Source organism: Leisingera sp. JC11 (genome assembly GCF_040704725.1).
In the GTDB taxonomy this organism is placed as follows: Bacteria; Pseudomonadota; Alphaproteobacteria; order Rhodobacterales; family Rhodobacteraceae; genus Leisingera.
Genome location: NZ_JBFCVS010000018.1, coordinates 36,504 through 60,327, shown reverse-complemented (window position 1 = coordinate 60,327; position 23,824 = coordinate 36,504). Strand labels below are relative to the sequence as shown.

General features: G+C 62.5%; 25 protein-coding genes. 17 read left to right on the top strand and 8 right to left on the bottom strand.

Translation table 11 applies throughout. The features are described 5' to 3' along the window. Window positions 1-62 precede the first annotated feature (62 nt). The 7 genes from AB1A62_RS17720 to lpxB all read left to right on the top strand — a co-directional run bounded on the left by AB1A62_RS17720 (window position 63) and on the right by lpxB (window position 6,615). A complete protein-coding gene (locus AB1A62_RS17720; RefSeq protein WP_366662799.1) occupies window positions 63-188 on the top strand; it encodes a hypothetical protein in 126 nt (41 codons plus the stop codon). A gap of 127 nt (window positions 189-315) precedes the next feature. Continuing rightward, entirely contained in the window at window positions 316-2,718 is a 2,403-nt protein-coding gene (bamA, locus tag AB1A62_RS17715; RefSeq protein WP_366662798.1) for an outer membrane protein assembly factor BamA, read from the top strand. Window positions 2,719-2,722: 4 nt separating this feature from the next. Further along, window positions 2,723-3,328 (top strand): OmpH family outer membrane protein, encoded by a 606-nt coding sequence (locus AB1A62_RS17710; protein WP_366662797.1) that lies wholly within the window; start codon window positions 2,723-2,725, stop codon window positions 3,326-3,328. Between the two features lie 75 nt (window positions 3,329-3,403). Next, complete coding sequence (gene fabZ, locus AB1A62_RS17705) at window positions 3,404-3,871, top strand: 3-hydroxyacyl-ACP dehydratase FabZ (protein ID WP_222507126.1); 468 nt, start codon at window positions 3,404-3,406, stop codon at window positions 3,869-3,871. A gap of 2 nt (window positions 3,872-3,873) precedes the next feature. Then, window positions 3,874-4,659, top strand: coding sequence for an acyl-ACP--UDP-N-acetylglucosamine O-acyltransferase (lpxA, locus tag AB1A62_RS17700; RefSeq protein ID WP_366662796.1), 786 nt, complete (start codon window positions 3,874-3,876; stop codon window positions 4,657-4,659). Window positions 4,660-4,663: 4 nt separating this feature from the next. Further along, a complete protein-coding gene (gene lpxI, locus AB1A62_RS17695) occupies window positions 4,664-5,452 on the top strand; it encodes a UDP-2,3-diacylglucosamine diphosphatase LpxI (RefSeq protein ID WP_366662795.1) in 789 nt (262 codons plus the stop codon). Next, entirely contained in the window at window positions 5,449-6,615 is a 1,167-nt protein-coding gene (gene lpxB / locus AB1A62_RS17690; RefSeq protein WP_366662794.1) for a lipid-A-disaccharide synthase, read from the top strand. Before lpxI ends, lpxB begins: the two co-directional genes overlap by 4 nt. 261 nt (window positions 6,616-6,876) lie before the next feature. Here lpxB and mnmA read toward each other — a convergent pair whose 3' ends face one another. After that, the gene (gene mnmA / locus AB1A62_RS17685; protein WP_366662793.1) at window positions 6,877-8,022 is read right to left on the bottom strand and encodes a tRNA 2-thiouridine(34) synthase MnmA; all 1,146 of its coding nucleotides are present in this window, start codon (window positions 8,020-8,022) and stop codon (window positions 6,877-6,879) included. A 148-nt stretch (window positions 8,023-8,170) separates the two neighbouring features. Here mnmA and AB1A62_RS17680 point away from each other — a divergent pair, with 148 nt between their 5' ends. From AB1A62_RS17680 to AB1A62_RS17660, 5 genes are all read left to right on the top strand, one after another. Further along, window positions 8,171-8,458, top strand: a complete 288-nt coding sequence (locus AB1A62_RS17680; RefSeq protein ID WP_366662792.1) for a DUF1153 domain-containing protein — start codon at window positions 8,171-8,173, stop codon at window positions 8,456-8,458. A gap of 117 nt (window positions 8,459-8,575) precedes the next feature. Then, the gene (ctrA, locus tag AB1A62_RS17675; protein WP_366662791.1) at window positions 8,576-9,295 is read left to right on the top strand and encodes a response regulator transcription factor CtrA; all 720 of its coding nucleotides are present in this window, start codon (window positions 8,576-8,578) and stop codon (window positions 9,293-9,295) included. A 177-nt stretch (window positions 9,296-9,472) separates the two neighbouring features. Beyond that, complete coding sequence (ligA, locus tag AB1A62_RS17670) at window positions 9,473-11,716, top strand: NAD-dependent DNA ligase LigA (RefSeq protein ID WP_366662790.1); 2,244 nt, start codon at window positions 9,473-9,475, stop codon at window positions 11,714-11,716. Further along, window positions 11,713-13,803, top strand: coding sequence for an ATP-dependent DNA helicase RecG (gene recG / locus AB1A62_RS17665; RefSeq protein WP_366662789.1), 2,091 nt, complete (start codon window positions 11,713-11,715; stop codon window positions 13,801-13,803). Before ligA ends, recG begins: the two co-directional genes overlap by 4 nt. A 149-nt stretch (window positions 13,804-13,952) precedes the next feature. Continuing rightward, window positions 13,953-14,075, top strand: a complete 123-nt coding sequence (locus AB1A62_RS17660; RefSeq protein WP_019296173.1) for a hypothetical protein — start codon at window positions 13,953-13,955, stop codon at window positions 14,073-14,075. A gap of 294 nt (window positions 14,076-14,369) precedes the next feature. Here the strand turns inward: AB1A62_RS17660 and AB1A62_RS17655 are convergent, their stop codons facing one another. Beyond that, a complete protein-coding gene (locus AB1A62_RS17655) occupies window positions 14,370-14,822 on the bottom strand; it encodes an iron-sulfur cluster assembly scaffold protein (RefSeq protein ID WP_366662788.1) in 453 nt (150 codons plus the stop codon). 77 nt (window positions 14,823-14,899) lie between these two features. Here AB1A62_RS17655 and hisI point away from each other — a divergent pair, with 77 nt between their 5' ends. Further along, window positions 14,900-15,259 (top strand): phosphoribosyl-AMP cyclohydrolase, encoded by a 360-nt coding sequence (hisI, locus tag AB1A62_RS17650; protein WP_366662787.1) that lies wholly within the window; start codon window positions 14,900-14,902, stop codon window positions 15,257-15,259. A 52-nt stretch (window positions 15,260-15,311) separates the two neighbouring features. Here hisI and gluQRS read toward each other — a convergent pair whose 3' ends face one another. The 4 genes from gluQRS to AB1A62_RS17630 form a co-directional block, all read right to left on the bottom strand. Next, on the bottom strand, window positions 15,312-16,172 hold the full coding sequence (gene gluQRS, locus AB1A62_RS17645) for a tRNA glutamyl-Q(34) synthetase GluQRS (RefSeq protein ID WP_366662785.1): 861 nt from the start codon (window positions 16,170-16,172) through the stop codon (window positions 15,312-15,314). Beyond that, window positions 16,169-16,783, bottom strand: coding sequence for a methyltransferase domain-containing protein (locus tag AB1A62_RS17640; protein ID WP_366662784.1), 615 nt, complete (start codon window positions 16,781-16,783; stop codon window positions 16,169-16,171). Before AB1A62_RS17640 ends, gluQRS begins: the two co-directional genes overlap by 4 nt. A 33-nt stretch (window positions 16,784-16,816) precedes the next feature. Continuing rightward, on the bottom strand, window positions 16,817-18,172 hold the full coding sequence (gene trmFO, locus AB1A62_RS17635) for a methylenetetrahydrofolate--tRNA-(uracil(54)-C(5))-methyltransferase (FADH(2)-oxidizing) TrmFO (RefSeq protein WP_366662783.1): 1,356 nt from the start codon (window positions 18,170-18,172) through the stop codon (window positions 16,817-16,819). A 324-nt stretch (window positions 18,173-18,496) separates the two neighbouring features. After that, window positions 18,497-19,282, bottom strand: coding sequence for an enoyl-CoA hydratase (locus tag AB1A62_RS17630; protein WP_366662782.1), 786 nt, complete (start codon window positions 19,280-19,282; stop codon window positions 18,497-18,499). A gap of 58 nt (window positions 19,283-19,340) precedes the next feature. On the opposite strand from AB1A62_RS17630, the gene AB1A62_RS17625 reads away from it, so the two are divergent. Continuing rightward, window positions 19,341-19,763, top strand: a complete 423-nt coding sequence (locus tag AB1A62_RS17625; protein ID WP_366662781.1) for a PaaI family thioesterase — start codon at window positions 19,341-19,343, stop codon at window positions 19,761-19,763. A gap of 10 nt (window positions 19,764-19,773) precedes the next feature. Here the strand turns inward: AB1A62_RS17625 and asd are convergent, their stop codons facing one another. Beyond that, window positions 19,774-20,664 (bottom strand): archaetidylserine decarboxylase, encoded by an 891-nt coding sequence (asd, locus tag AB1A62_RS17620; protein ID WP_366662780.1) that lies wholly within the window; start codon window positions 20,662-20,664, stop codon window positions 19,774-19,776. Window positions 20,665-20,834: 170 nt separating this feature from the next. Further along, window positions 20,835-21,068: a DUF1127 domain-containing protein gene (locus tag AB1A62_RS17615; RefSeq protein ID WP_366662779.1), complete on the bottom strand. Its 234-nt coding sequence runs from the start codon at window positions 21,066-21,068 to the stop codon at window positions 20,835-20,837. Window positions 21,069-21,164: 96 nt separating this feature from the next. On the opposite strand from AB1A62_RS17615, the gene AB1A62_RS17610 reads away from it, so the two are divergent. From AB1A62_RS17610 to rpsI, 3 genes are all read left to right on the top strand, one after another. Then, the gene (locus AB1A62_RS17610) at window positions 21,165-22,568 is read left to right on the top strand and encodes a PLP-dependent aminotransferase family protein (RefSeq protein WP_366662777.1); all 1,404 of its coding nucleotides are present in this window, start codon (window positions 21,165-21,167) and stop codon (window positions 22,566-22,568) included. Window positions 22,569-22,734: 166 nt separating this feature from the next. Further along, window positions 22,735-23,193, top strand: coding sequence for a 50S ribosomal protein L13 (rplM, locus tag AB1A62_RS17605; protein WP_174146423.1), 459 nt, complete (start codon window positions 22,735-22,737; stop codon window positions 23,191-23,193). A 5-nt stretch (window positions 23,194-23,198) separates the two neighbouring features. Continuing rightward, the gene (gene rpsI, locus AB1A62_RS17600; protein WP_366662776.1) at window positions 23,199-23,684 is read left to right on the top strand and encodes a 30S ribosomal protein S9; all 486 of its coding nucleotides are present in this window, start codon (window positions 23,199-23,201) and stop codon (window positions 23,682-23,684) included. The last annotated feature ends 140 nt before the right edge of the window (window positions 23,685-23,824 follow it).

Below are 23,824 nucleotides of genomic sequence, written 5' to 3'. Positions count from 1 at the left end.
ACCCGTCGGCTGGGCGCGCTCTGCGCCTGCCTGCGGATGGGTGAAGAACTGGGGGATACCTGATGCACACACTCTCGCGATCCTACCGCGGCCTTGGCCTGCTGGTGCGCCTGAACTGGGACCGGGCATTGACCGGCTTCGCTATTCTCGGAGCGCTGACCGCAGGCACCTGGCTCGCCACCTTGTGATTCCCGCAGCCAGCGCGCCAACCCGCCGCGCCGGTTGCCTTCAAGTTGCGCTTTAGTTGGTTTTGACAAGCGCTTTCAAACCCGGTACGCACGTCGCAAAGCTGCTATAAAAATCGGGTTCTGAAAAATGGTTTGGGGGAAAATCACAGGCAAGTCCTGTGTCGAGCGCAAGTCGGGCATCAACATCTTGTACCGGAAAGTTTCTGCTATTTCTCTGGCAGTTGCGCTGGGTTACGCGCTGGCGCCGCTGCCGGCGGAGGCGCAAAGCTACCGGTTCAATTCGGTGCAGGTTGAGGGCAATCAGCGCATTCAAACGTCCACTGTTGTCGCTTACACCGGCATCGAGCGCGGCCAGACCGTCAGCGCGGGCGAGCTGAACGATGCCTATCAGCGCATTCTTGACAGTGGCGTATTTGAAACAGTGGAAATTGTGCCACGCGGCAGCACGCTGGTGATCAAGGTCACCGAGTTCCCGACCATCAATCAGATCAGTTTCGAGGGCAACAAACGCCTCAAGGACGATGCGCTGGACCAGATCATCGAATCTGCTCCGCGCCGGGTGTTCAACCCCACCCAGGCAGAGCGCGACGCCGCGGCGATTGCCGAAGCCTACAGCGTGCAGGGGCGCCTGGCCTCGCGCGTGACCCCGCGGATCATCCGCCGGAGCAACAACCGCGTCGATCTGGTGTTTGAGATTTCCGAAGGCGACACCATTGAGGTGGAGCGTGTGTCGTTCACCGGCAACCGGGTCTATTCCGACCGCCGTCTGCGCCGGGTTCTGGAAACCAAACAGGCGGGCCTGCTGCGCGGTTTCATTCGCTCCGACACGCTGATCGAGGACCGGCTGGAGTTCGACAAGCAGGTTCTGCGTGATTTCTACCTGTCGCGCGGTTATGTCGATTTCCGCGTGAATAGCACCAATGCGGAGGTGACCGAGGAACGCGATGCGGTGTTCCTGGTTGTTGACGTGACCGAAGGCCAGCAGTTCAAATTCGGCAATATCACCGTGACCAGTGAAATGCCGGAGGCGGATGCAGACCTGTTCGCGTCCACCCTCAAGATCAAGCCGGGAGTAACCTACACGCCAACGCTGGTCGAAAATGCGATCGACCGGATGGAAGGCCTGGCGGTCCGGAATGAGATCGATTTTCTGCGCGTTGAACCGCGGGTCACCCGAAACGACCGCGATCTGACCCTGGATATCGAATTCGTGCTGACGCGCGGCCCGCGTGTCTTTGTTGAGCGCATCGACATCGAAGGCAACACAACCACGCTGGACCGGGTTGTGCGTCAGCAGTTCCAGTCGGTGGAAGGCGACCCCTTCAACCCGCGCTCCATCCGCAACAGCGCGGAACGGATCCGCGCCCTCGGCTTCTTCGCCAATGCGGACGTTGAAACCCGTGAGGGCAGCTCCGCCGATCAGGTGATTGTCGACGTGGATGTCGAAGAGCAACCGACCGGTTCGTTGAACCTGGGCGGTGCCTACTCGGTCACCGACGGTTTCGGGCTCAGCATCGGCCTGACGGAAAACAACTTCCTGGGCCGCGGTCAACGGCTGTCGCTCAATATCGCAACAGCAACGGAATCCGATTCCTACGTGCTGGGCTTCACCGAACCCTATCTGCTGGGCCGGAAACTGCGGTTCGACCTGGATCTGGGACTGAACGAAACCGACTCCAGCTTCTCGGAATACAAGACCAAGCGGGTCTTTTTCCAGCCGGCGCTGACGTTCGATACCGGCGAGGATACCTCGCTGCAGGTCCGCTACACCTGGGATGCGGACGAGATGCTGTTTGATGACGACGACACCAACCAGAATCTGGCTGGTCCGGTGGTTCGACGAGAAATCGGACAGGGCGAACGGAACGCCAGCGCGATCGGCTTTACCTACCGCTACGACAGCCGCCTGACAGGTCTTGATCCGACCGCTGGCTTCCTGGTCGAACTAGGCGCGGATTATGCTGGCATTGGCGGTGATTCCGAGTACATCAAGACAACGGCGAAACTGGTCGCTCAGAAGCAGATCCTGAACGAGGAAGTGACCCTTCGCGCCACGGTGGAGGCCGGCGCATTCCAGTGGGAAGGCAGCGGCTTCAGCCGGTCGATCGACCGCTTCGTGCTGACGCCTTCGGTTCTTCGCGGCTTCGAGCCGGGCGGTATCGGCCCGCGGGATCAAAGCGGCGGCAACCCGAACGGGGGCAACTACAACGACTTCCTTGGCGGCAACTACTATGCGGTTGCGCGGTTTGAAGCCGAGTTCCCGCTGGGTCTGCCTGAGGAACTGGGCATGCGCGGCGGCCTGTTCTACGATGTTGGCAGCCTTTGGGGCCTGCAAAATGTTGACACTGCCGGTGTTAACACCGGGAACGGAATTGTCGGCCGGGATAGATCCTTCCGCCATGTCGTTGGTGTCTCTCTGCTTTGGACCACCGGGTTCGGCCCCCTGCGCTTCAACTTTTCCAAGGCCCTCAAGAAAGAGGACTTTGACGAGGAGCAGAGCTTTGACCTGACCCTTCAGGCGAGGTTCTGATCTGGTGCGGCAGCCGCAGCCTGTATTCTGGTCAGCGCTAGGGCTTGCCCTGGCGTTGTCCTGCGCGGGCACCGCAGGCGCCCGCGCTCAGGAAACCACGGCAAACGGCGGGGCAGAGTTTCAGCTCGGGCTGCCGCAAAGCGGTATCCTCACGATCCAGCCGGACCGTCTTTTTTCTGAGAGCGCCTTTGGCAAGCGGGCGGAACGCGAGATTGAAGCCGAAGGCGCGGTGCTGACCGCCGAAAACCGGCGCATCGAAGCGGAGCTGCGCAACGAAGAGCTGGAGCTCACAGAACGGCGCAGCGAGATGGAGCCCGAAGCTTTCCGCGCCTTGGCTGATGCCTTCGACGAGAAAGTTCAGGAAACCCGCCGCCGCCAGGATCAGAAGCTGCGCGAGATCACCCAGATGGGGGAAGAAGCCCGGCGCGAGTTCATCAAGGCCTCCTTGCCGGTTCTGCAGCAGATCATGCGGGAAACGGGAGCCGGAGCAATTCTCGACCACTCGTCGGTCTTTCTGAGTGCGGACTCGGCAGATATCACTTCCTTGGCGATCGCCCGGATCGATGCGGTTCTGGGAGACGGGTCGCAGGAAGAGGAAAGCGAGCGCTGAGCGCGCGAACTTGCCCAAAGGCTGTCCGCTTGCTAGGGACAGCGCAGTATTTTTGACGTAAATGGGAAACCAAGCATGACCACCGAGCTGCAAAGCGCTGACATTCAACTGATCCAGCGGATCCTGCCGCACCGCTATCCGTTCCTGCTGGTCGACAAGGTGGTCGATATCGACAGCTACAAATCGGCCCGCGGCATCAAGAATGTCACCATGAACGAGCCGCATTTCCAAGGTCATTTTCCGGGCACTCCGATCATGCCGGGCGTCACCATCATTGAGGCGATGGCGCAGACCGCCGGCGTGATGCTGGGTGTCGGCATGGATATGGTCGACACCGACCTGCTGATCTATTTCATGAACATCGACAAGTGCAAGTTCCGCCGCAAGGTGGTGCCGGGCGATGTGCTGGAGATGCATGTGGAAACCCTGCGCGGCAAGCCGGGCGGCAAAATATTCAAGTTCTCCGGCCGCGCTACCGTTGATGGCGAAGTGGCGGCGGAAGCCGAATTCTCGGCCATGGTCGACGTGCAGAAGGACGATTGAGAATGAGCCGGATTCACCCCAGTGCCGTGATCGAAGAGGGCGCCAAGCTTGGAAAGGACTGCGAGATCGGCCCGTTCTGCGTGGTTGGCCCCGAAGTGGTGCTGGGGGACCGGGTTGTTCTGAAGTCCCATGTTGTCGTCACTGGCGATACGGAAATCGGTGACGAAACCGTCGTGTTCCCCTTTGCGGTGCTGGGCGAAATCCCGCAGGACCTGAAGTTCAAGGGCGAGAAGTGTAAGACCGTGATCGGCAAGCGCAACCGCATCCGCGAGCATGTGACGGTGAATGCCGGCACCGAGGGCGGCGGCGGTGTGACCAAGATCGGCGATGACGGCTTGTTCATGGCCGGCTGCCATATCGCCCATGACGCCCAGGTTGGCGACCGGGTGATCGTGGTGAACTCCGCCGCGGTGGCGGGCCACTGCGTGCTGGAGGATGACGTGATCATCGGCGGCCTGTCCGGCATCCACCAGTGGGTGCGGATCGGCAAGGGGGCCATCATCGGAGCGGTCACCATGGTGACCAATGATGTGATTCCCTATGGCCTGGTGCAGGCGCAGCGCGGCGAGTTGGATGGCTTGAACCTGGTCGGCCTCAAGCGCCGCGGTGTGGCGCGCAGCGACATCACCGCCTTGCGCGCGGCCTTCCAGATGCTGGCCCAAGGTGAAGGCACCTTCCAGGAACGCGCCAAGCGGCTGGGCGATGAGACCGAGAGCCAGTATGTGCAGGAGATTGTCGCCTTCATCACCGGCGAAAGCGACCGCTCTTTCCTGACCCCGGGAGGCTGACGCGATGCTGGCAGTGATTGCAGGCACCGGCATGCTGCCGGCAGAAGTGGTGTCCCGTGCCGCGGGGCGGCCTTTGGTTTGCGCGATGGCAGGCTCGGAACCTGATGCGGTCGATCCGGAGATTACCTTCCGGTTTGAACAGCTCGGCAGCTTTCTGGAAAGGTTGAAGGCTGCCGAAGTCACCGAAATTTGCATGGCAGGTGCGGTGCGCCGCCCGCATATTGACCCCTCTGCCATTGATGCGGCCACCATGCCGCTGGTGCCGGTGCTGCAGGCGGCACTGGCCGCAGGCGACGACGGGGCATTGCGGGCCATTATCGGCATTTTTGAGCAGTCAGGCTTTGCTGTCTGCGCTGCCCATGAGGTGGCGCCGGATCTGCTGATGGCGGCGGGCGTGCCAACCAAGGTGCAGCCGGGCGAGCTGGACAAGGCAGACGCAGAGCGCGGCGCGGAGATCGTAGCTGCAATGTCTGCGGCTGACATCGGCCAGTCCTGTGCCGTGCGCAAGCAGCAGGCGATTGCGGTCGAGAACCTGTTTGGCACCGACTGGATGCTGAACGCACTGCAGCAGCGCCCGGACGGGCAGGGCGGCCTTTTGTTCAAGGCGCCGAAACCGGCGCAGGACCGCCGCGCCGACCTTCCCGCCATCGGGGTGGAAACGGTTGAAGCCGCGGCTAGGGCAGGCCTTTCCGGAATCGTGCTGGAAGCGGGCGGCGTCATCGTATTGGATCAGGTCGCGGTGATTGCGGCCTGCGACCGGCTGGGCCTGTTCCTCTGGCTGCGCGAGGCATGAGCCTGCGGTTTTTTATCCTGGCGGGGGAGCCTTCGGGCGACCGGCTGGGCGGGGCGCTGATGGCGGGGCTGAAACAGCTTGAACCGGGTGTGAGCTTCAATGGCATCGGCGGCGCGCAGATGGCAGAGCAGGGGCTGGTGTCCCGCTTTTCGATGGATGAGCTGTCAGTGATGGGGCTGGCAGAGGTGCTGCCCAAGTACCGCCACCTGAAGCGCCGCATCCGGGAAACGGCGGACGCGGTGCTGGAAACCAGGCCGGACGTGCTGATCACTATCGACAGCCCCGACTTCTCCCTTCGCGTGGCGCGGCTGGTCAAGGCGCAAAGCAATATCCGCACCGTGCATTACGTGGCGCCTTCGGTCTGGGCGTGGCGGCCTAAGCGGGCGGGCAGGATGGCGGAGGTCATCGATCACGTGCTGGCGCTCTTGCCGTTCGAGCCCCCCTATATGGAAGCTGCGGGGATGGACTGCGACTTCGTCGGCCACCCGGTGGTAGCGGAGCCGCAGGCGTCGGAGGCGGAGGTCGCCGCTTTTCGCAGTGAGTTCGGCTTGGGTGATGCGCCATTTGTACTGGCGCTGCCCGGCTCGCGCCGGTCTGAAGTGTCGCGGCTGGCCCCGGATTTCGGCGGCGCGCTGCACCGATTCACGGCCGGGAACCCGGCCTACCGGATTGTCGTGCCTGCCGCCGCCCCGGTGGCCGGTCTGGTGCAAGACGCCTTGCTGAGCTGGCCCGAGGAGACGGTGCTGGTCGATCCGACCAAATTCGACGCCGCTACGGCCAAGGCGCACAAGCGCGCCGCCTTTGCCTCGGCCAGCCTGGCGCTGGCCGCCTCCGGTACCGTGTCTTTGGAACTGGCCGCAGCCCGCACCCCGATGGTGATAGCCTACAAGTTCCAGTGGCTGACCTGGCAGATTATGAAGCGCATGGCATTGATCGACACGGTGACGCTGGTCAATCTGGTCAGCGATACCCGCGTTGTGCCGGAGTGCTTGGGGCCGGACTGCACGGCGGAAAACATTGCCGCCCGCCTGGAGGCGCTGGCAGCGAATCCAAGTGCTCAGCTGGAAGCGATGGAACTGACCATGCAGCGCTTGGGGCAGGGCGGGGAAGCGCCCGGACTGAGGGCCGCTCGCGCGGTCCTGGACCGCTTGCATGCAGGCTGAGGAGGAAGCGCATCGGATGCAGAGCATCCGCCGCGCGGCTTCTGGTGGCGCGGGCGCTGCGCGCCCGCGCGGTGCGTGCCGCCCCGCAGTCGCAGAACGCGGGGGGCTGGCAATAGCACAAATGCCGTTTTTTTTGCTGAGAAGCGCCTAAGGGCTGGTCTGCCCTCTGGCGCGCAGTCCATTTTGAAAGATATGCCGCGTCAAGGGCAAGCCGCGCGTGCCGCGCGGAGGCTGCGCCTCCCTTGACCCGGCGGGAGGGGATCAGTAGCCGCGCCAGATCCAGCCGCCGCCGAAGATGCGGCTGCCTTCGTTGGCGTAGAACACGCAGGCCTGGCCGGGGGAGACGCCCTCTTCCGGGGTCAGCAGTTCCACTTCCGCGGTGGTGTCGCTGAGCGGCCGGATGATCGCCTCGCGCGGGGGGCGGGTGGAGCGGACCTTGACCTTCAAATGCCATTCGTCCCGGCTGGTGAAAGGCTCATCGCCCAGCCAGTTGATCTCGCGCACCGGGATTGTGCGGGTCGCCAGCAGTTCCTTGGGGCCGACGACGACCTGCTTCTTGTCGACGTCGAGTTTCACCACGTAAAGCGGCTCCGAGAGACCGCCGATGCCCAGGCCGCGGCGCTGTCCGATGGTGTAGTGAATCACCCCTTCGTGGCTGCCCAGCACCCGGCCGTCGGAATGCACGATCTCGCCCGGCTCAGCGGCGCCGGGGCGCAGTTTCTCGATCACGCTGGCATAGTTGCCGTCCGGAACAAAGCAGATGTCCTGGCTGTCGGGCTTGTCCGCCACCGCGAGCCCGTACTGGGCCGCCATCTCTCGCGTTGCGTCCTTGGACGGCAGATGCCCCAGCGGGAAACGCAGGTAATCCAGCTGCTCCGGCGTGGTGGAAAACAGGAAATAGCTCTGATCGCGGTTTGCATCCTCGGCGGAGTGCAGCTCCGGACCGTGCTCACCAATCTTGCGCTGGATGTAGTGGCCGGTGGCCATGCAGTCGGCCTCCAGGTCCTTGGCGGTTTCCAGGAGGTCCTTGAACTTCACCCGCTCGTTGCAGCGGATGCAGGGCACCGGGGTTGCGCCCGCCAGATAGCTGTCGGCGAACTCGTCAATCACCGCATCCTTAAAAATGTTCTCATAATCCAGAACGTAATGCGGGAAGCCGCGCTCCTCTGCAACGCGGCGCGCATCGTGAATATCGATGCCCGCACAGCAGGCGCCTTTTTTCGCCAGCGCCGCGCCGTGATCGTAAAGCTGCAGGGTGACGCCGACCACGTCATAGCCCTGATCGGCCAAATATGCAGCAACTACAGAGCTGTCGACGCCGCCGGACATGGCCACAACCACCCGGGTTTCCGAGGGCGGTTTGGCAAAGCCGAGCGAGTTCAGTTCCAGATCTTGGTCCAGCGCCATGGGGCAGCTCCTAAAGGCAAGGGGGGCAGGCGCCGCAGAATATATGAAAATCCTAAGGACTCTCAAGGGGCGTGGTTCATGCGGCGTTAAGCCTGTTCGGAAATTCTGGTGCCAGACCCAACGAACAAGATCTTCAGAGGGAAGAAAGATGTTTCTAAAGAAAGTCGACGGGCCGCGGGCAGTCACCCTGCCGGACGGGACAATTATGACACGGGCGGATTTGCCGCCGGAAACCACCAAGCGCTGGGTGGCCTCGCGCAAGGCTGCGGTTGTGCGCGGCGTGCTCTACGGGCTGCTGCCGCAGAAGGAGGCGATGCGCCGCTACGGCCTCAGCGAGGAGGAGTTCCGCAGCTGGGTTGCGGCAGTTGCCGACCATGGCGAAGAGGCCCTGAAAACCACACGCCTTAAGAAATACCGTGATCAGGACGCAAAATAGATCAGACCGCCCTTGAGTTGAAATTGCAAATTAACCATCATGGTAACGAGGCATTAACTTTTTTCCACCAAGGTTAACGCGACCTGAGGGAAACAGTGTACAGGCGGAGAAAATAATATGCGCATTCTGCTGGTTGAGGATGATCCGACCACGGCAAAAAGCATCGAGCTGATGCTGACCCATGCCAACCTGAACGTTTACACGACGGATTTGGGGGAAGAAGGGATCGATCTGGCCAAACTTTACGACTATGATCTGATCCTGCTGGATCTGGGGCTGCCGGACATGAACGGCCATGAGGTGCTGCGCCAGCTGCGTATGTCCCGCATTGAAACCCCCATTCTGATCCTGTCCGGTGCCGACGATACCGACAACAAGATCAAGGGCTTCGGCTTTGGCGCGGACGACTACCTGACCAAGCCTTTCCACCGTGAGGAACTGGTGGCGCGGATCCATGCGATCATCCGCCGTTCCAAGGGGCACTCGCAGTCGATCATCAAGACCGGCAAGATCGCGGTCAATCTGGATGCCAAGACGGTGGAGGCCGGCGGCAAGGCCGTGCATCTGACCGGCAAGGAATACCAGATGCTGGAGCTTCTGTCCCTGCGCAAGGGCACCACGCTGACCAAGGAGATGTTCCTGAACCATCTCTATGGCGGCATGGATGAGCCGGAACTCAAAATCATCGATGTTTTCATCTGTAAGTTGCGTAAGAAACTCAGCAACGCGACGGACGGCGAAAACTATATCGAAACCGTCTGGGGCCGAGGCTATGTGCTGCGCGACCCGCAGGAGGATCACATGTCAGGTGGTCACCGTATGGCTGTCGGCGCCTGAAAGGAAGACCACCCGGGCGGCGCATGAATATGTGCCGCCGGTTGCAAGGACCTGCCTTTCGGCGGGTCTTTTTGTTTTTGTCACCCGGCACACGCGGGCTGTCAGATGCGCTGGACGCGGCGCGCAGGGCGCCTTATCACCGAAGGTGAGAACGAAGAGGGACCGCGCGTGGCAGGAATGACAGAAAAAGACGTGGCCAGCCTGACGGCAGAAGAGGCAAGAGCAGAGTTTCTGAGGCTGGAAGAACTGCTGCGGGCTGCGGACCTGGCTTATCACCAGGACGATGCGCCGGAAATCAGCGATGCGGATTATGATTCGCTGAAACGCCGCTACCGGGCGTTGGCGGAGGCATTTCCGGAACTTGCTGAAGCGGCCACGCAGCTGGACGCAGTCGGCGCGCCTGCGGTCTCCGGTTTTGGAAAGATCGCTCATTCTGTGCGGATGCTGTCGCTGGGCAATGCTTTCGAGGATGAAGACGTCGCTGATTTCGACCGCAGCATCCGCAAATACCTGGGCCTTGGTCCAACGGAGGCGCTGCCGTATACCGCGGAACCCAAGATCGACGGGCTGTCGCTGTCCCTGCGCTATGAAAACGGCACGCTGATCCAGGCGGCCACCCGCGGCGACGGAAGTGTCGGGGAAAACGTGACCGCCAACGCGCGGACCATTGCTGATATCCCGCAGCAGCTGAAGGGCGCTCCGGAAGTGCTGGAAGTGCGCGGCGAGGTCTATATGAGCCATGCGGACTTCAAGGCGCTGAATGCCCGGCACGAAGAACGCGGCGGCAAGACCTTCGCCAACCCCCGCAATGCGGCCGCGGGTTCCTTGCGGCAGCTGGATGCGGAAATCACCCGTGCGCGGCCATTGCGTTTCTTTGCTTACAGCTGGGGGGAACTGAGCGCGCCGCTGGCGGAAACGCAGATGGACGCAATTGCGCGGCTGGAAGCCCTGGGCTTTCAGACCAACCCGCTAACCCGGCTGTGCGCCGCGACCGAAGACATGATCGCCCATTATCGCAGCATCGAAGAACAGCGCGCGACGCTGGGCTATGACATCGACGGCGTGGTCTACAAGGTTAACGATCTGGCGCTGCAGGCGCGGCTGGGCTTCCGTTCCACGACCCCTCGCTGGGCAATTGCGCATAAGTTCCCGGCGGAGCTCGCCTGGACCCGGCTGGAGGCGATCGACATTCAGGTCGGCCGTACTGGCGCACTGAGCCCGGTGGCGCGGCTCACCCCGGTGACCGTTGGCGGGGTGGTGGTGTCGAACGCCACGCTGCACAACGAGGATTACATCCAGGGGCGCGACTCCAAGGGCGAGGAAATCCGCGGCGGCAAGGACATCCGTATCGGCGACTGGGTGCAGATCTACCGTGCAGGCGATGTGATCCCCAAGGTGGCCGATGTGGACCTGTCCAAACGTCCCGTTGAGGCCGAGCCATTTCAGTTTCCGCACATCTGCCCGGAGTGCGGCAGTCCGGCGGAACGGGAGGAAGGCGACGCGGTGCGCCGCTGTTCCGGCGGCATGATCTGTCCGGCCCAGGCGGTGGAGAAGCTAAAGCATTTAGTCTCCCGCGCGGCCTTCGACATCGAGGGGCTGGGCGCCAAGCAGGTCGAGCAGTTCCACAGCGATGGATGGATCAGGGAGCCCGCAGATATCTTTGATCTGCAAGCGAATTACGGCTCCGGCTTGCAGCAGCTGAAGAACCGGGAAGGGTGGGGTGAAAAATCTGCTGACAACTTGTTCGCGGCGATTGAGGAAAAGCGCACCATCCCTCTGGCCAAGCTGATCTTTGCCCTGGGTATCCGCCACGCGGGCGAGGTTGCAGGCCGCGATCTGGCACTGCATTACCGGGACTGGCAGGCGATGGCGGATGCGATCGACGCAGCCCGCCCGGCCGCCTTAGCGCACCGGGCCGCGGATGAAGCCGAAGAGGCGGAGCGCCATGCGGCAGCTGACGAGGGTCGGCGCGCGAAGATTTCCGAAACCCGTGCGGCAGCCGTGGCGTCTTGCGATGTCCCGGCGGAAGCTGCTGCCGCTTGGTCAGACCTCATCGGTGTGGATGGGATCGGCGCCGTTCTGGGCCTGTCCCTGTCCGACGCCTTTGCCAACCCGGAGGAGCGCGCGGCGTTTGACCGGCTGGTTGGCAAGCTGACCATTGTGCCGCCCGATGCCCCCGCCGCGGACAGCCCGGTGGCCGGCAAGACTGTGGTCTTTACCGGCACGCTGGAGAAGATGACCCGGGCCGAAGCCAAGGCGCGGGCAGAGGCACTGGGGGCCAAGGTCTCCGGTTCGGTATCCAAGAAAACCGACATTCTGGTGGCGGGACCAGGTGCAGGCTCCAAGGCAAAAAAGGCTGCAGAGCTGGGCATCCGGACTCTGGACGAAGACGGCTGGCTGGAGCTGATCGCAGAGGCATGAGCGGGCGTCCTGAGATCCTGTTTCCGTTGTTCGCCGGCGCTGAGACCCTGCAGGGTGTCGGCCCCAAGACCGCGCAGAACCTCAGCCAGATCGATATAGAAACACCGCGCGACCTGCTGTTTTCGCTGCCTTATTCTGTGGTGGACCGGCGGCGGCGCAATACCATCCGCGGGGTGGAGCTGCCCGCCACTGTGACCGTGGAGGTGACCATTGGCCGCCACCGCCCAGCGCGCAACCGCGGCGGCGCCTACCGCATTCATGTGGAGGATGCGGAGACCGAATTTCAGCTGGTCTTCTTCCACGGCCGCAGCCGCTATCTGGAGGCGCAGCTGCCCGAGGGGGCCCGGCGGGTGGTCTCAGGCAAGCTGGAACTGTTCGATGGCCTGGCGCAGATGGTGCATCCCGATCACATGCTGCCGGTGGAAGAGGCGCATGAGATCCCGGAGTATGAGCCGGTCTACAGCCTGACCCACGGGGTCACGCAAAAGACTATGTACAAGGCAGCGCAAAGCGCCCTGTCGCTGATGCCGGAATTGGCAGAGTGGATCGACCCGGCGCAGATGCTGCGGGAGAACTGGCCTGCCTGGCACGAGGCATTGCAGTCTGCCCATGCGCCGCAAGGCCCCGACGACCTCAGCCCGCAGACGCCGGTACGGGCGCGGCTGGCCTATGATGAGCTGTTTGCCCACCAGTTGACCCTGGCGCTGGCCCGGCAGCGGGAGCGCAAGGCCCGCGGCATTCAAAGCGCTGCTACAGGCCGCCTGCAATCCCGTGTCCTGAAGGCGCTGCCTTACCGTCCGACCAACGCGCAGGCCCGCGCGATTGAGGAAATCTCTGCCGATATGGCTGCAGACAAGCGCATGAACCGCCTGCTGCAAGGCGATGTGGGCGCGGGAAAAACGTTGGTTGCTTTTATGGCCTTGCTGGTTGCTGTTGAAGCAGGCGGGCAGGGGGTGATGATGGCCCCGACCGGCATTCTGGCGCAGCAGCATATGGAAGGCCTCGCACCGCTGGCCGAAGACGCAGGCGTGGTGATCGAGATCCTCACAGGCCGTGACAAAGGTTCTGAGCGCAAGGCCAAGCTGGAGGCGCTGCAGCGCGGCGATATACACATCCTGGTCGGCACCCATGCGGTGTTCCAGCAGGATGTGGTGTTCCGCGACCTGCGGCTCGCGATTGTCGATGAACAGCACCGCTTCGGCGTGCGCCAGCGGATGGAGCTGGCGGAAAAGGGCAAGGGCGCGGATGTGCTGGTGATGACTGCGACACCGATCCCGCGGTCGCTTGCACTGGCGCAGTATGGCGATATGGATGTTTCGGTGCTGGATGAGAAACCGCCGGGGCGCAAGCCGGTCAAAACCGCCGTCATCAGCACAGAGCGGATGCAGGAGGTGGTGGACCACTTGCGCAAAGCGATTGCCGAGGGGCGGCAGTGCTACTGGGTCTGCCCGCTGGTGGACGAATCCGAACTGAGCGATCTGACAGCGGCGGAAGAACGCTTCAAGCACCTGCGCGCCATCCTTGGCGAAGGCACGGTAGGGCTGGTGCATGGCCAGATGCCGCCGGCCGAAAAGGACGCGGCGATGGCGGCGTTTGTTGAAGGAAAAACCAAGGTTCTGGTGGCCACCACGGTGATCGAAGTGGGGGTCAACGTGCCCAATGCTTCGATCATGGTGATCGAACGGGCGGAGATCTTCGGCCTGGCGCAGCTGCACCAGCTGCGCGGAAGGGTCGGGCGCGGCAGTGCCGATTCGACCTGCCTGCTGATGTATCAGCCGCCGCTGACCGAAGGCGGCCGCAAGCGGCTGGAGGTGCTGCGGGAAACTGAGGACGGCTTCCGGATCTCGGAAACCGACCTGCAGATGCGCGGGGCGGGAGATATGATCGGCACCGCGCAATCCGGCCTCCCGCGATTCCGGATTGCGGACCTGGAACGACAGGCCGGGCTGATGGCGGTGGTGCAAAGCGATGCGCGGGCACTTCTGGCCGCCGACCCCAAGCTGGAAGGCGACCGCGGCAAGGCGGCGCGCGTTCTCCTGTGGCTGATGAAACAGGATCAGGCGATCCGTTTGATTTCAGTGGGTTAGGCTATATCTCCGCGGCTGTTCCGCCTGGGTGTTCTCCTGTGTTCGCAAATGTTCTCAAAAAGTTCTTTACAGGTGTTCCGAAAAATGAGAACAAAGAGGCAACAAAGATTGCCCGAGAGCAGCGACACAGACTGGAGGAGGCCCGAGCCATGATTGCACAGATCAAGACCACCATTCAAAACGCCCATTCAACCTTGCTGCAGGACGCCATCGGCGCGGCCTCGCTGATGGTGATGCTGGTGGCGGCGCTGCATCTGCCGGGCCTGTTCTGATCCCCGCACCGTTTTCCTGAATGCCTCTGCTGTGCCGGGTCGGCCCTTTCCTGTCCCGGACTGATCAAGGGATCAACCGCCTGTCCCGATCCCCCGCGGCCCGATCTTCGACTGAATTGCCTCAAGATCCTGCCTGGCCCGCCCGGGTCCCGCACCGCAGAGCATGACTGCCGCCGCCATCTGCCCGGATGTGCGGCGGTTTTTTTCATTTGAGATGGGGGAGGCAAGCGTGTGTTTCCCGTTCCGGCACGGAACAGCGCATTGCAACTTTTGCAGCGGCGACGGGGGCAGGCCTTAGGCGCACTGCTCCTTGGCGGCAGTCTGCATGGCTTCCAGCGTCGCCTCCAGCGCCAGCATGATCGAGGCATGGCGGTTCTTGAACTCACGCGCGGGCTGCAGCACTTCCAGACCGTCAAACGGCGCATCCGGCACCGGGCCGTCCTGGGTCAGCATGGCCTTCAGCTGGTTGCGGGCAGTTTCCACTTCCTGCAGCGATCGTCCGATCACATTGCCGCCCACCACCGCGGCAGAGGCCTGCCCCAGCGCGCAGGCCTTAACGTCCTGTCCGAAATCCGCGATCCGGCCGTCTTCAACCTTGATGTCGACAGTCACGGCGGAGCCGCACAGCGGCGAGCGTTTCTTGACTGTGGCGTCCGGTGCCTGCAGCCGGTCCAGATGCGGGATGTCGGCTGCCAGCGCCAGAATGCGCGAGGAATACAGCTTGATCAGATCACTATCGCCAGACATTGCTTTCCCGGTCTTTCCCATTTTGCAGGTTCCCCATACATAGGGAGCCGAACAGCAGATGCAAAAGGTTTTTAGCCATGTCCTTTGATCCCGCCAGCCTGACCTACAATGACGCCGGGCTGATCCCCTGTATTGCGCAGGACGAAGCCTCGGGCGAGGTGCTGATGATGGCCTGGATGAATGCCGATGCGGTGGCGCGCACCCTGGAAACCGGCCGGGTCACCTATTGGTCGCGCTCGCGGCAGTCGTTCTGGATCAAGGGCGAGACCTCCGGCCATGTGCAGGAACTGGTGGACCTGCGGATCGACTGCGACCGCGACTGCCTGCTGGCGCTGGTGCGCCAGACAGGTGCGGCCTGCCACACCAACCGGCGGACCTGTTTCTATACCGCGGTGCGGGATGGCGCAGAAACCGAGCTGATGAAGCCGATGGAATAATCGGCGCCTCGGGCAACCGCCCTTGCGGGCCGAGCTTCCGGCAGAGGATACTTCAGCTGGACAGAAGCGGCAGCCTCACCATTTTGCGGATGTCCTGAGCGGTTGCGCCTTCGGCCCGGTACTTGGCAATGGCGCGGGCGTCGTCGCGTTTGGCAAGGCGCTTGCCGTTCTCGTCTCGGATCAGGTGATGGTGGAGGTAGATGGGCGTGGGCAGGTCCAGCAGGCTTTGCAGCAGCACATGAATCTGGGTGGCCTCGAAAAGATCGGCACCGCGCACTGCGTGGGTGATGCCCTGGTCCGCATCATCCGCGACCACAGACAGGTGGTAGGAGCTGCCCATGTTGCGGCGCACCAGAATGATGTCGCCAACGGCTGAGATCAGCGCATCTGGGTCCAAGGCGTGCGTGCCCTGGGATTCCGGGCCTGTCTCCGTGAAACTGCGCAGATCCGCGGCGCGGACGGCTTTCTCCATGTTCAGCCGGATCACGTCCTGGCCCGTGGCCTCGGATGGCAAGCGGCTGCGGCAAGTGCCGGGATAGATGCGCCCGTCCGGGCCGAATTGCGGAACGCCTTCCTGAGGGGCGCCGGCAGCAGCCTCGATATCTGCGCGGTTGCAGCGGCAGGGATAGGTGAGGCCCATTGCGGTCAGCCGGTCCAATGCAGCCCTGTAGCGGGGCAGCCGGTCTGACTGGCGCATCACCGGCGTGGGCCAGCTGAGTCCCAGCCAGGACAGATCCTCATAAATCTGCGCTTCCCATTCGGGGCGAGCGCGGGACTGGTCGATGTCTTCGATGCGCAGCAGAAAGGTGCCGCCCTTTGCGGCAGCCATATCATGCGCCAGCATGGCGGAGTAGGCATGGCCCAAGTGCAGCGGTCCAGTTGGCGACGGCGCGAAACGTGTGGTGAATGTCACGCTTTCTCAATTACATAAACGGTGGACTTCAGGTTGATGCCGGGGAGGTGATCCCCATGCTCCCGGAATAGCAGCCGCGCTGCTGAACAGTCCAGCCATTCATTGAGCTTGCCGGTATAGGCATGGTCGGCCAGTGCATGATCATTATAGGAAAAGGCGAACAATCCGCCACGCGGCAGGGCATGCATGATCGTGTCGAAGATTGCTGGCGGGGCTGCGCCTGTGCCCAGAACGCCGCAGCCGGTGATCAGGCGGTAGGCGCCGTGCGGGATCGGCTGTTTCTCTGCCGCATCAATCCGCGTCAGCCTGCGGTAAACGTCCTTGCTGCGCGCTTGGGTGAGCATTTCCTCCGACGGTTCCATGCCGTCCACCGTTTCAAACCCTTGCAGCCGCAGCGCGAGGCCCGCCAAACCGGTTCCGCAGCCGAAATCCAGAACAGGCTCGCTCATGTCGGTTTGGTATTTTGCCAAAGCCTGGGCAATCCGCCCCGGTGTCGCGTAGCCGTTTTCGGCAATCTCAGCGTCGTAGGAAGCGGCCCACTGGTTGTAGTGCTCCAGGGTCGCTTCCGGTGTTTCAAGGTCGTATGCCTTGTCCAGAAACTTTTCGCACATGCCATAAGCTTAGGCGCTATGGCCGCATTCCGTCTAGGAAAAGTTGCTGAGCCACTCCTGCCAGACCTCTTTGGCGCGGTCGGTATAAGCCTTGTAACGGTCCTTGCGGCCGCGGCGGCCGCCCTTGAGGCCGTCCACCGGGCGGAACAGGCCGAAGTTCACGTTCATCGGCTGGAACGTCTTGGCCTCGGCGCCGCCGGTGATGTGGTGGATCAGCGCGCCCATGGCGCTGTCCTGCGGTACTTCCGGCAGGTCCTGGCCCAGGATCTCTGCTGCCGCCAGGCGGCCCGCCAGAAGGCCCATTGCGGCGCTTTCCACATAGCCCTCGACCCCGGTGATCTGGCCGGCAAAGCGGATGTTGGGTTTCGACTTCAGCCGCATCTGCGCATCCAGCAGGGTGGGCGAGTTAATGAAGGTGTTGCGGTGGATGCCGCCAAGCCGGGCAAAGCTGGCGTTCTCCAGCCCGGGGATCATTTTGAAGACCTCGGTCTGGGCGCCGTATTTCATCTTGGTCTGGAAACCGACGATGTTGAACAGCGTTCCCAGGGCGTTGTCGCGGCGCAGTTGCACAACAGCATGGGCTTTGACCTCCGGCTGGTGCGGGTTGGTCAGGCCCACCGGCTTCATCGGACCGTGGCGCAGGGTTTCGCGGCCGCGTTCGGCCATCACCTCGATCGGCAGGCAGCCGTCGAAGTAGCCCGCGGTTTCGCCTTCGTGGAATTCGGTCTTGTCGGCGGCCAGCAGCGCGTCGATGAAGGCCTCGTACTGGTCCTTGTCCATCGGACAGTTCAGGTAGGCGGTGCGCTCTTCTTCAGTCTCGCCCTTGTCATAGCGCGACTGCATCCAGGCCTTCGACATGTCGATGCTTTCCGCATAGACAATCGGCGCGATGGCATCGAAGAATGCCAGCGCTTCCGCTCCGGTTTCTGCCTGGATTGCCTTGCCCAGTCCCGGCGAGGTCAGCGGGCCGGTGGCAAAGATCCAGTGGCCTTCGGTGGGCAGTTCAGTGATTTCTTCATAAGAAACAGTAACATTCGGGTGTGCTTTCAGCTTGGAGGTCACCGTTTCGGCAAAAGGGTCGCGGTCCACGGCCAGGGCGCCGCCGGCTGGCAGGCGGTGCTCATCCGCAGTGGTCATGATCAGTCCGTTTGCGGCACGCATTTCCCAGTGCAAGAGGCCCACTGCGTTCTGCTCGTCATCATCCGAGCGGAAGGAATTGGAGCAGACCATTTCGCCCAGGTTTCCGGTCTGGTGGGCAAAGGTTTCCACCTTGGGGCGCATTTCGTGGATCACCACTTGTACGCCCATGTTTGCCGCCTGCCAGGCCGCTTCCGAGCCGGCCATGCCGCCGCCCACGATATGCAGTGTTTGTGCCGAATGATCTGTCATGCCCGCCACATAGGGCAGGGGGCGGGCGCGTGCAACAGGCTTGGGTGTTGCGCAGGCGGATGGCCTGCTGCGGCCTGTCTGTACCGGTTGGGGAAATTTGGGGCCGCCGCTGCGGGTATGGATCACCGGGGTGAGAGAACCGGTTGGAGGGACCCTTCCGCAGCAGCAGCCCAAATTGTGCGGGCCGGTGATTGCTCAGCGGCCGTGCCCAATCTTTGCCATCTTTCCGCCAGAATTGAAAGGCGGTCATTTGGCCTATTACGGAAACATTACGTTCCCAATGGTAAACAAAGACTAAAGCTTTCCGTAAATTTTCGGAAAATTTCACTCCTGCCAATCGGGCGGGCGTTTCTCGATAAATGCGGCCATGCCTTCGATTGTGTCGCGGTACATCAGGTTCTCGACGATCACCCCGCTGGTATAGGCATAGGCCTGGTCCAGCGGCATCTGCAGCTGCTCGTAAAAAGCCTGCTTGCCGATCTTCACCGCCGCGCCGAGCTTGGCGGCAATGGTTTCGGCCAGCCTGGTGGTTTCCGTCTCCAGCTCCTCCAGCGGCACAGCGCGGTTGGCCAGGCCCAGTTCGACGGCGCGGGCGGCGTCGATGAATTCGCCGGTGGTCAGCAGCTCAAACGCTTGCTTGCGCGGGATATTGCGCGACAGGGCCACCATCGGGGTGGAGCAGAACAGGCCGATGTTCACGCCGTTGACGCCGAATTTGGTGGCCTCTGCCGCAACGGCCAGATCGCAGGAGGCAACCAGCTGGCAGCCCGCCGCGGTGGCTATGCCGTGGACCTGGGCGATCACTGGCTGCGGCAGGGACTGCAGCCCCGTCATCACGCTGGTGCAGCGTGCGAACAGGTCCTGGAAATACGCCTTGCCGCCGTCCTCTGACGCGCGGCCAGCGGTCATCTGCTTGATGTCATGGCCGGCGCAGAACCCTTTGCCGGTGCCGGACAGAATCACTACCTTGATGCGGCTGTCTTCGCGCAGGGCGTCGATCTGATCCTGAAGTGCTGCCAGCATCTCGTCCGACAGCGCGTTCAGCTTTTCCGGCGTGTTCATGGTGAGCCGGGCAATTGCGCCCGTGTCGTGACGTTCCAGAATTGCCATCTTGCCCTCCTCGCAAATCCGGGGGCAACTCTAGGCGGGGCGAACGGAAAGGGAAAGCATGGCACTGGCATTTGATGTCGCAGGTCTGACGGAATACCTGCATGAAATTTTCCCGCAGGTGCGGGATGACTTTGCCATCGAAACGATGGAGGAAAACCATCTCAGGATGCGGCTGCTGACGGCCGAGAAGCACCTGCGGCCCGGCGGCACGGTGTCCGGCCCGTCGATGTTCGCGCTGGCGGATTGCGCGGTCTATGCGCTGATTCTGGCGCATCTGGGACAGGAGGCACTGGCGGTCACAACCAATTGCTCGCTCGATTTCATGCGCAAGCCCGCGGCCGGCGCGGACCTGATCGGCGAGGCACGGCTTCTGAAGCTGGGCCGGGTTCTGGCGGTGGCGGATGTGTTGATCTATTCCGAGGGCGTGGCGGAGCCGGTGGCCCGCGCCTCGATGACCTATTCAATCCCGCCCAAGCGCTAGGGAACAGGTTTCACAGGGCGGTGGCGAGCGGCTGGCCGACCTTGACCAGCGTTTCCCGCCCCTTAGCGCTGTTGGCAACCAGATCGTCCGAGAAGCGGATCTTGCCCGGCTCGAACACCACCACCACGGTGGAGCCGCCGAACTTGAAATAGCCTTTCTCGTCCATCTTCTGCACCGCACCCGACGTGCGGGTGTTGACGATGGAACCGACACCAAAGGCGCCAACCTCGACAAAGCAGTAGCTGCCCAGCGTCGCGGTTTCGATTAGCGTCCAGGTCCGCTTGTTCTCGCCGAAAACATCGGGACCGGCCCCCAGTGCAATCGGATTCACCGAATGCAGCGCGCCGGGGATGTCCTGCGCCGCAGTGATGCGCCCTGCGGCGGGGAAATGGTAGCGGTGGTAGTCCGCCGGGCACAGCCGCACGATCGCCAGTGCGCCGCCGATGAAGCGCTCCGCGATTCCGGGCAGCATGGTGCGCACCGACATCGGGTAGCCTTTGACCGGGACAAACACGTCCTCAGCCAGTTCCGGGAACACCAGCACCCGGCCGTCTGCGGGGGAGACGACGTCCTGAGGGTCCGCGCTGTATGGGCGGGCCTCGGGCCTCAGGTTGCGGACGAAGAAGTCGTTGAAGCAGCCATAGCTGTCTGCCGGGGCGGTGGCCTCGCTCATGTCAATCGACAGCTCATCGATCACTGCTGTGATCTTGCTCTTGGAAAACCGCGAGTCGAACCATGCACCCATCAGCCGGCTGACCAGGGAAGAGCGGAACAGCAGCTTTTCCACCGGCCTGGCGCTGGCGTTCTGATAGGCCCAGCGGATCCATTTTTCGCCCAGCACCGCTTCTTCAAAGGTCTCACCGGTCTCGCGGTCAACAACAAGAATGGGGTCGCGCTGCATCAAATCTGCCAAATCTGGTTTCGTCCCGCTGCGCCTAGCAAGAAGCAGGGGGCGGGCCAAGAGCGGATTTCCCGCACCGCGGTTGCGCGGCTTCAGATCCTTCAGGCGGCGGCGAAACAAAAAAGGCCGGGGCATGCCCCGGCCGTCAGGTTGTTCTATTGCCCAGGGGATCACGGGCGCCAGAACGGAAGAGTGGCTTCATAATGGGCGTCCTCACGGGTCAGCCCGATGTCCTTCAGCTGCGTCTCGCTCAGGTGTTTCAAATGGGTTCGGGTGCGATGGCGCAGGCTCCACTTGGTCACCAGCACGGCAAAGGAGACGGCCCATTGCGCCAGCACCGGCAGGGCCGGGCGGCTGTTCAGAAAGGACATGTTCGATTGTGCCATTTGCGTGTGCTGTGCCATGGGAGGCTTCCTTCGTATTGTGTTGATACAATCCTGTTGATTTGTCGTGGCGTTTTGATACAAAGGGGGTGCATCATTGTCCAAGGATGGATTGTAATGGGTACAATTTGGCCGCAGACCCTGGGTGAGACAAAAGGTCCCAAGTATAAAAAGGTCGCAGATACAATCCGCTCAGCTGTTGAGGCGGGAAGCCTGAAAATTGGTACAAAGCTGCCGCCGGTCCGCGATCTTGCGTATCAGCTGAGCATAACCCCCGGCACCGTGGCCCGGGCCTACAGCATTCTGACCGATGAGGGGGTGCTGGAGGCCGAGGTCGGGCGCGGTACCTTTGTAGCCGAAAAGAAAAAGCCGGTGCCCGATGACGTATGGTCGCGGGAGCTGCATCTGCTGGAGGCGCGCGATCCCGGCCATGTCAGCCTGTTCAGCCCGCGGATTGCCGACATGGGGCAGGTGGCCGCGGTGCGCGAGGCGCTGCACAAGGTGGCAGAAGGCGAAGCGCGGAACTTCCTGAACTACCCGACCCGCGATGCCTATCGTCCGGTCCGCCAGGCAGCGGCTGAGTGGATTGCGCAGGCACCGGTCGGCCCGGTCAGCGAAAGGGATGTGGTGCTGACCCACGGCGGCCAGAACGGCCTGCTGGTGGTGCTGCAGGCGATCCTGACGGGTTCGCAGCCGGTGATACTGGTCGAGGATCTGACCTATGCCGGCTTCCGTCGCGCGGCGGAACTGCTGCGGGCGCAGGTGGTTGAGGTGGCCATGGACGAGCACGGTATCCGTCCGGACGCAATGGAGCTGGCGATCCGCAAATCCGGTGCCTCGGTTATCTGCACCAGCCCCGAAGTGCACAATCCCACCGGGCTTTTCACACCGCTGGAGCGCCGCAAGGAGATTGTCCGCATCGCCCGCCGCCATGGCGTGCAAATCGTCGAGGATGACTGCTACCGCCTGGGGGAATCGCGGGCGCCCAGCTACCGTGCGCTCGCACCGGAACTGGCCTGGCATGTCTCTTCGATCTCCAAGATCCTGACCCCGGCCCTGCGCGTCGGCTTCGCCCTGGCGCCGGAGGGGCGGGCGGCGGACCTGCGGCGGGTGGCGGAATACGGCTATTTCGGCCTGGCGCAGCCGCTGGCGGAACTGGTGCGGATTCTGCTCACCGATCCGCGGCTGCCGGGGCTGGTTCAGAGCGTGCGAAACGAAATGGCCCGATACGTGCGGGTGGCGGTCAATGCGCTTGGCGGCTTCGACCTGACCTGGAACCCGGAGGTTCCGTTCCTCTGGCTGAAGCTGCCGTCCGGCTGGCGTGCCGCCGCCTTTACCCGCGCGGCAGAGGCCAACGGGGTGCAGATCCGATCAGCGGATGAGTTTGCGCTGCGCGACGGCCGCGCGCCCCACGCGGTGCGCATTGCCATCAACGCGCATGTGCCGCTCAAGCAGTTCGAGGAGGCGATGCTGCGCTTGCGTTCCCTCCTGGACAACCCGCCGGAGCAGATCAGCGTGTGATTTTTTGGGGTATTATTGTACCTATTTTTTAACCTATTGATTTTAATGAGTTTAATCTTGTTTGACGGTGTTGACTGGGGCTGGGGATGCCCGTAAACCCCGTCCATCGAATTCAGGCTGATGACCTATGGGATTCTGCCTTCACGACAAACAGGATTGACCTGCCATGAAAACCTTCTCTGCTACTCCGGCAGACATCGAGAAGAAGTGGATCCTGATCGACGCCGAGGGCGTTGTTCTGGGCCGTCTTGCCTCGATCGTTGCCATGCGCCTGCGTGGCAAGCACAAAGCCTCGTTCACTCCGCATATGGACATGGGCGACAACGTCATCATCATCAACGCCGACAAGGTGCAGATGACCGGCAAGAAGCGCGACGAGCACTTCTACTGGCACACTGGCCACCCGGGCGGCATCAAGTCGCGCACCAAGCAGGAAATCCTGGAAGGTGCACACCCGGAGCGCGTCGTGTTCCAGGCTGTCAAGCGCATGCTGCCGGGCAACCGCCTGTCGCGCCAGCAGATGACCAACCTGCGTATCTATGCCGGTGCCGAGCACCCGCATGAAGCCCAGGCACCTGAAGTTCTGGACGTCAAATCCATGAACAAGAAAAACACCCGGAGCTGATACCGATGGCTGATCAGATCAACACTCTTGAAGAGCTCGCAGCTGCAACCGGTGTGGAAGCAGTGGCTGAAGAAACCATCGTGCGTGAGCCGGTTCGTGACGAACTGGGCCGCTCCTACGCCACCGGCAAGCGTAAAGACGCTGTGGCCCGCGTCTGGATCAAGCCGGGCTCCGGCAAGGTCGAGGTGAACGGCAAAGAGCTGAACAAGTACTTCGCCCGTCCGGTGCTGCAGATGATCCTGCGCCAGCCGTTCCAGGTTGCCGGCGTTGAAGACCAGTTCGACGTTTACGCCACCGTCAAGGGCGGCGGCCTGTCCGGTCAGGCCGGTGCGGTCAAGCACGGCATTTCCAAAGCCCTGCAGCTGTACGATCCGTCGCTGCGCGGCGCGCTGAAAGCTGCCGGCTTCCTGACCCGCGACAGCCGCGTTGTGGAACGTAAGAAATACGGTAAGGCCAAAGCCCGCCGTTCGTTCCAGTTCTCCAAGCGTTAAGCTGGGACCATATGGTTTTGGAAGGGCCCGCCGCTGGCGGGCCCTTTTCTGTTTTTTGCCTTCGCGGCTTTCGGGAAATTTTTCAGGCTTCTTTTAGAAAGTTTTTTTAGGCTGGCCCGGAATTTCTGGAATGGGCAACG

Bases quoted from the DNA above. Each gene is read 5' to 3' on its own strand.
- AB1A62_RS17720 (WP_366662799.1), top strand. From the start codon at position 63: ATGCACACACTCTCGCGATCCTACCGCGGCCTTGGCCTGCTGGTGCGC.
- bamA (WP_366662798.1), top strand. From the start codon at position 316: ATGGTTTGGGGGAAAATCACAGGCAAGTCCTGTGTCGAGCGCAAGTCG.
- fabZ (WP_222507126.1), top strand. From the start codon at position 3,404: ATGACCACCGAGCTGCAAAGCGCTGACATTCAACTGATCCAGCGGATC.
- lpxA (WP_366662796.1), top strand. From the start codon at position 3,874: ATGAGCCGGATTCACCCCAGTGCCGTGATCGAAGAGGGCGCCAAGCTT.
- lpxI (WP_366662795.1), top strand. From the start codon at position 4,664: ATGCTGGCAGTGATTGCAGGCACCGGCATGCTGCCGGCAGAAGTGGTG.
- lpxB (WP_366662794.1), top strand. From the start codon at position 5,449: ATGAGCCTGCGGTTTTTTATCCTGGCGGGGGAGCCTTCGGGCGACCGG.
- mnmA (WP_366662793.1), bottom strand. From the start codon at position 8,022: ATGGCGCTGGACCAAGATCTGGAACTGAACTCGCTCGGCTTTGCCAAA.
- AB1A62_RS17680 (WP_366662792.1), top strand. From the start codon at position 8,171: ATGTTTCTAAAGAAAGTCGACGGGCCGCGGGCAGTCACCCTGCCGGAC.
- ctrA (WP_366662791.1), top strand. From the start codon at position 8,576: ATGCGCATTCTGCTGGTTGAGGATGATCCGACCACGGCAAAAAGCATC.
- ligA (WP_366662790.1), top strand. From the start codon at position 9,473: ATGACAGAAAAAGACGTGGCCAGCCTGACGGCAGAAGAGGCAAGAGCA.
- recG (WP_366662789.1), top strand. From the start codon at position 11,713: ATGAGCGGGCGTCCTGAGATCCTGTTTCCGTTGTTCGCCGGCGCTGAG.
- AB1A62_RS17660 (WP_019296173.1), top strand. From the start codon at position 13,953: ATGATTGCACAGATCAAGACCACCATTCAAAACGCCCATTCAACCTTG.
- AB1A62_RS17655 (WP_366662788.1), bottom strand. From the start codon at position 14,822: ATGTCTGGCGATAGTGATCTGATCAAGCTGTATTCCTCGCGCATTCTG.
- hisI (WP_366662787.1), top strand. From the start codon at position 14,900: ATGTCCTTTGATCCCGCCAGCCTGACCTACAATGACGCCGGGCTGATC.
- AB1A62_RS17640 (WP_366662784.1), bottom strand. From the start codon at position 16,783: ATGTGCGAAAAGTTTCTGGACAAGGCATACGACCTTGAAACACCGGAA.
- trmFO (WP_366662783.1), bottom strand. From the start codon at position 18,172: ATGACAGATCATTCGGCACAAACACTGCATATCGTGGGCGGCGGCATG.
- AB1A62_RS17630 (WP_366662782.1), bottom strand. From the start codon at position 19,282: ATGGCAATTCTGGAACGTCACGACACGGGCGCAATTGCCCGGCTCACC.
- AB1A62_RS17625 (WP_366662781.1), top strand. From the start codon at position 19,341: ATGGCACTGGCATTTGATGTCGCAGGTCTGACGGAATACCTGCATGAA.
- asd (WP_366662780.1), bottom strand. From the start codon at position 20,664: ATGCAGCGCGACCCCATTCTTGTTGTTGACCGCGAGACCGGTGAGACC.
- AB1A62_RS17615 (WP_366662779.1), bottom strand. From the start codon at position 21,068: ATGGCACAGCACACGCAAATGGCACAATCGAACATGTCCTTTCTGAAC.
- AB1A62_RS17610 (WP_366662777.1), top strand. From the start codon at position 21,165: ATGGGTACAATTTGGCCGCAGACCCTGGGTGAGACAAAAGGTCCCAAG.
- rplM (WP_174146423.1), top strand. From the start codon at position 22,735: ATGAAAACCTTCTCTGCTACTCCGGCAGACATCGAGAAGAAGTGGATC.
- rpsI (WP_366662776.1), top strand. From the start codon at position 23,199: ATGGCTGATCAGATCAACACTCTTGAAGAGCTCGCAGCTGCAACCGGT.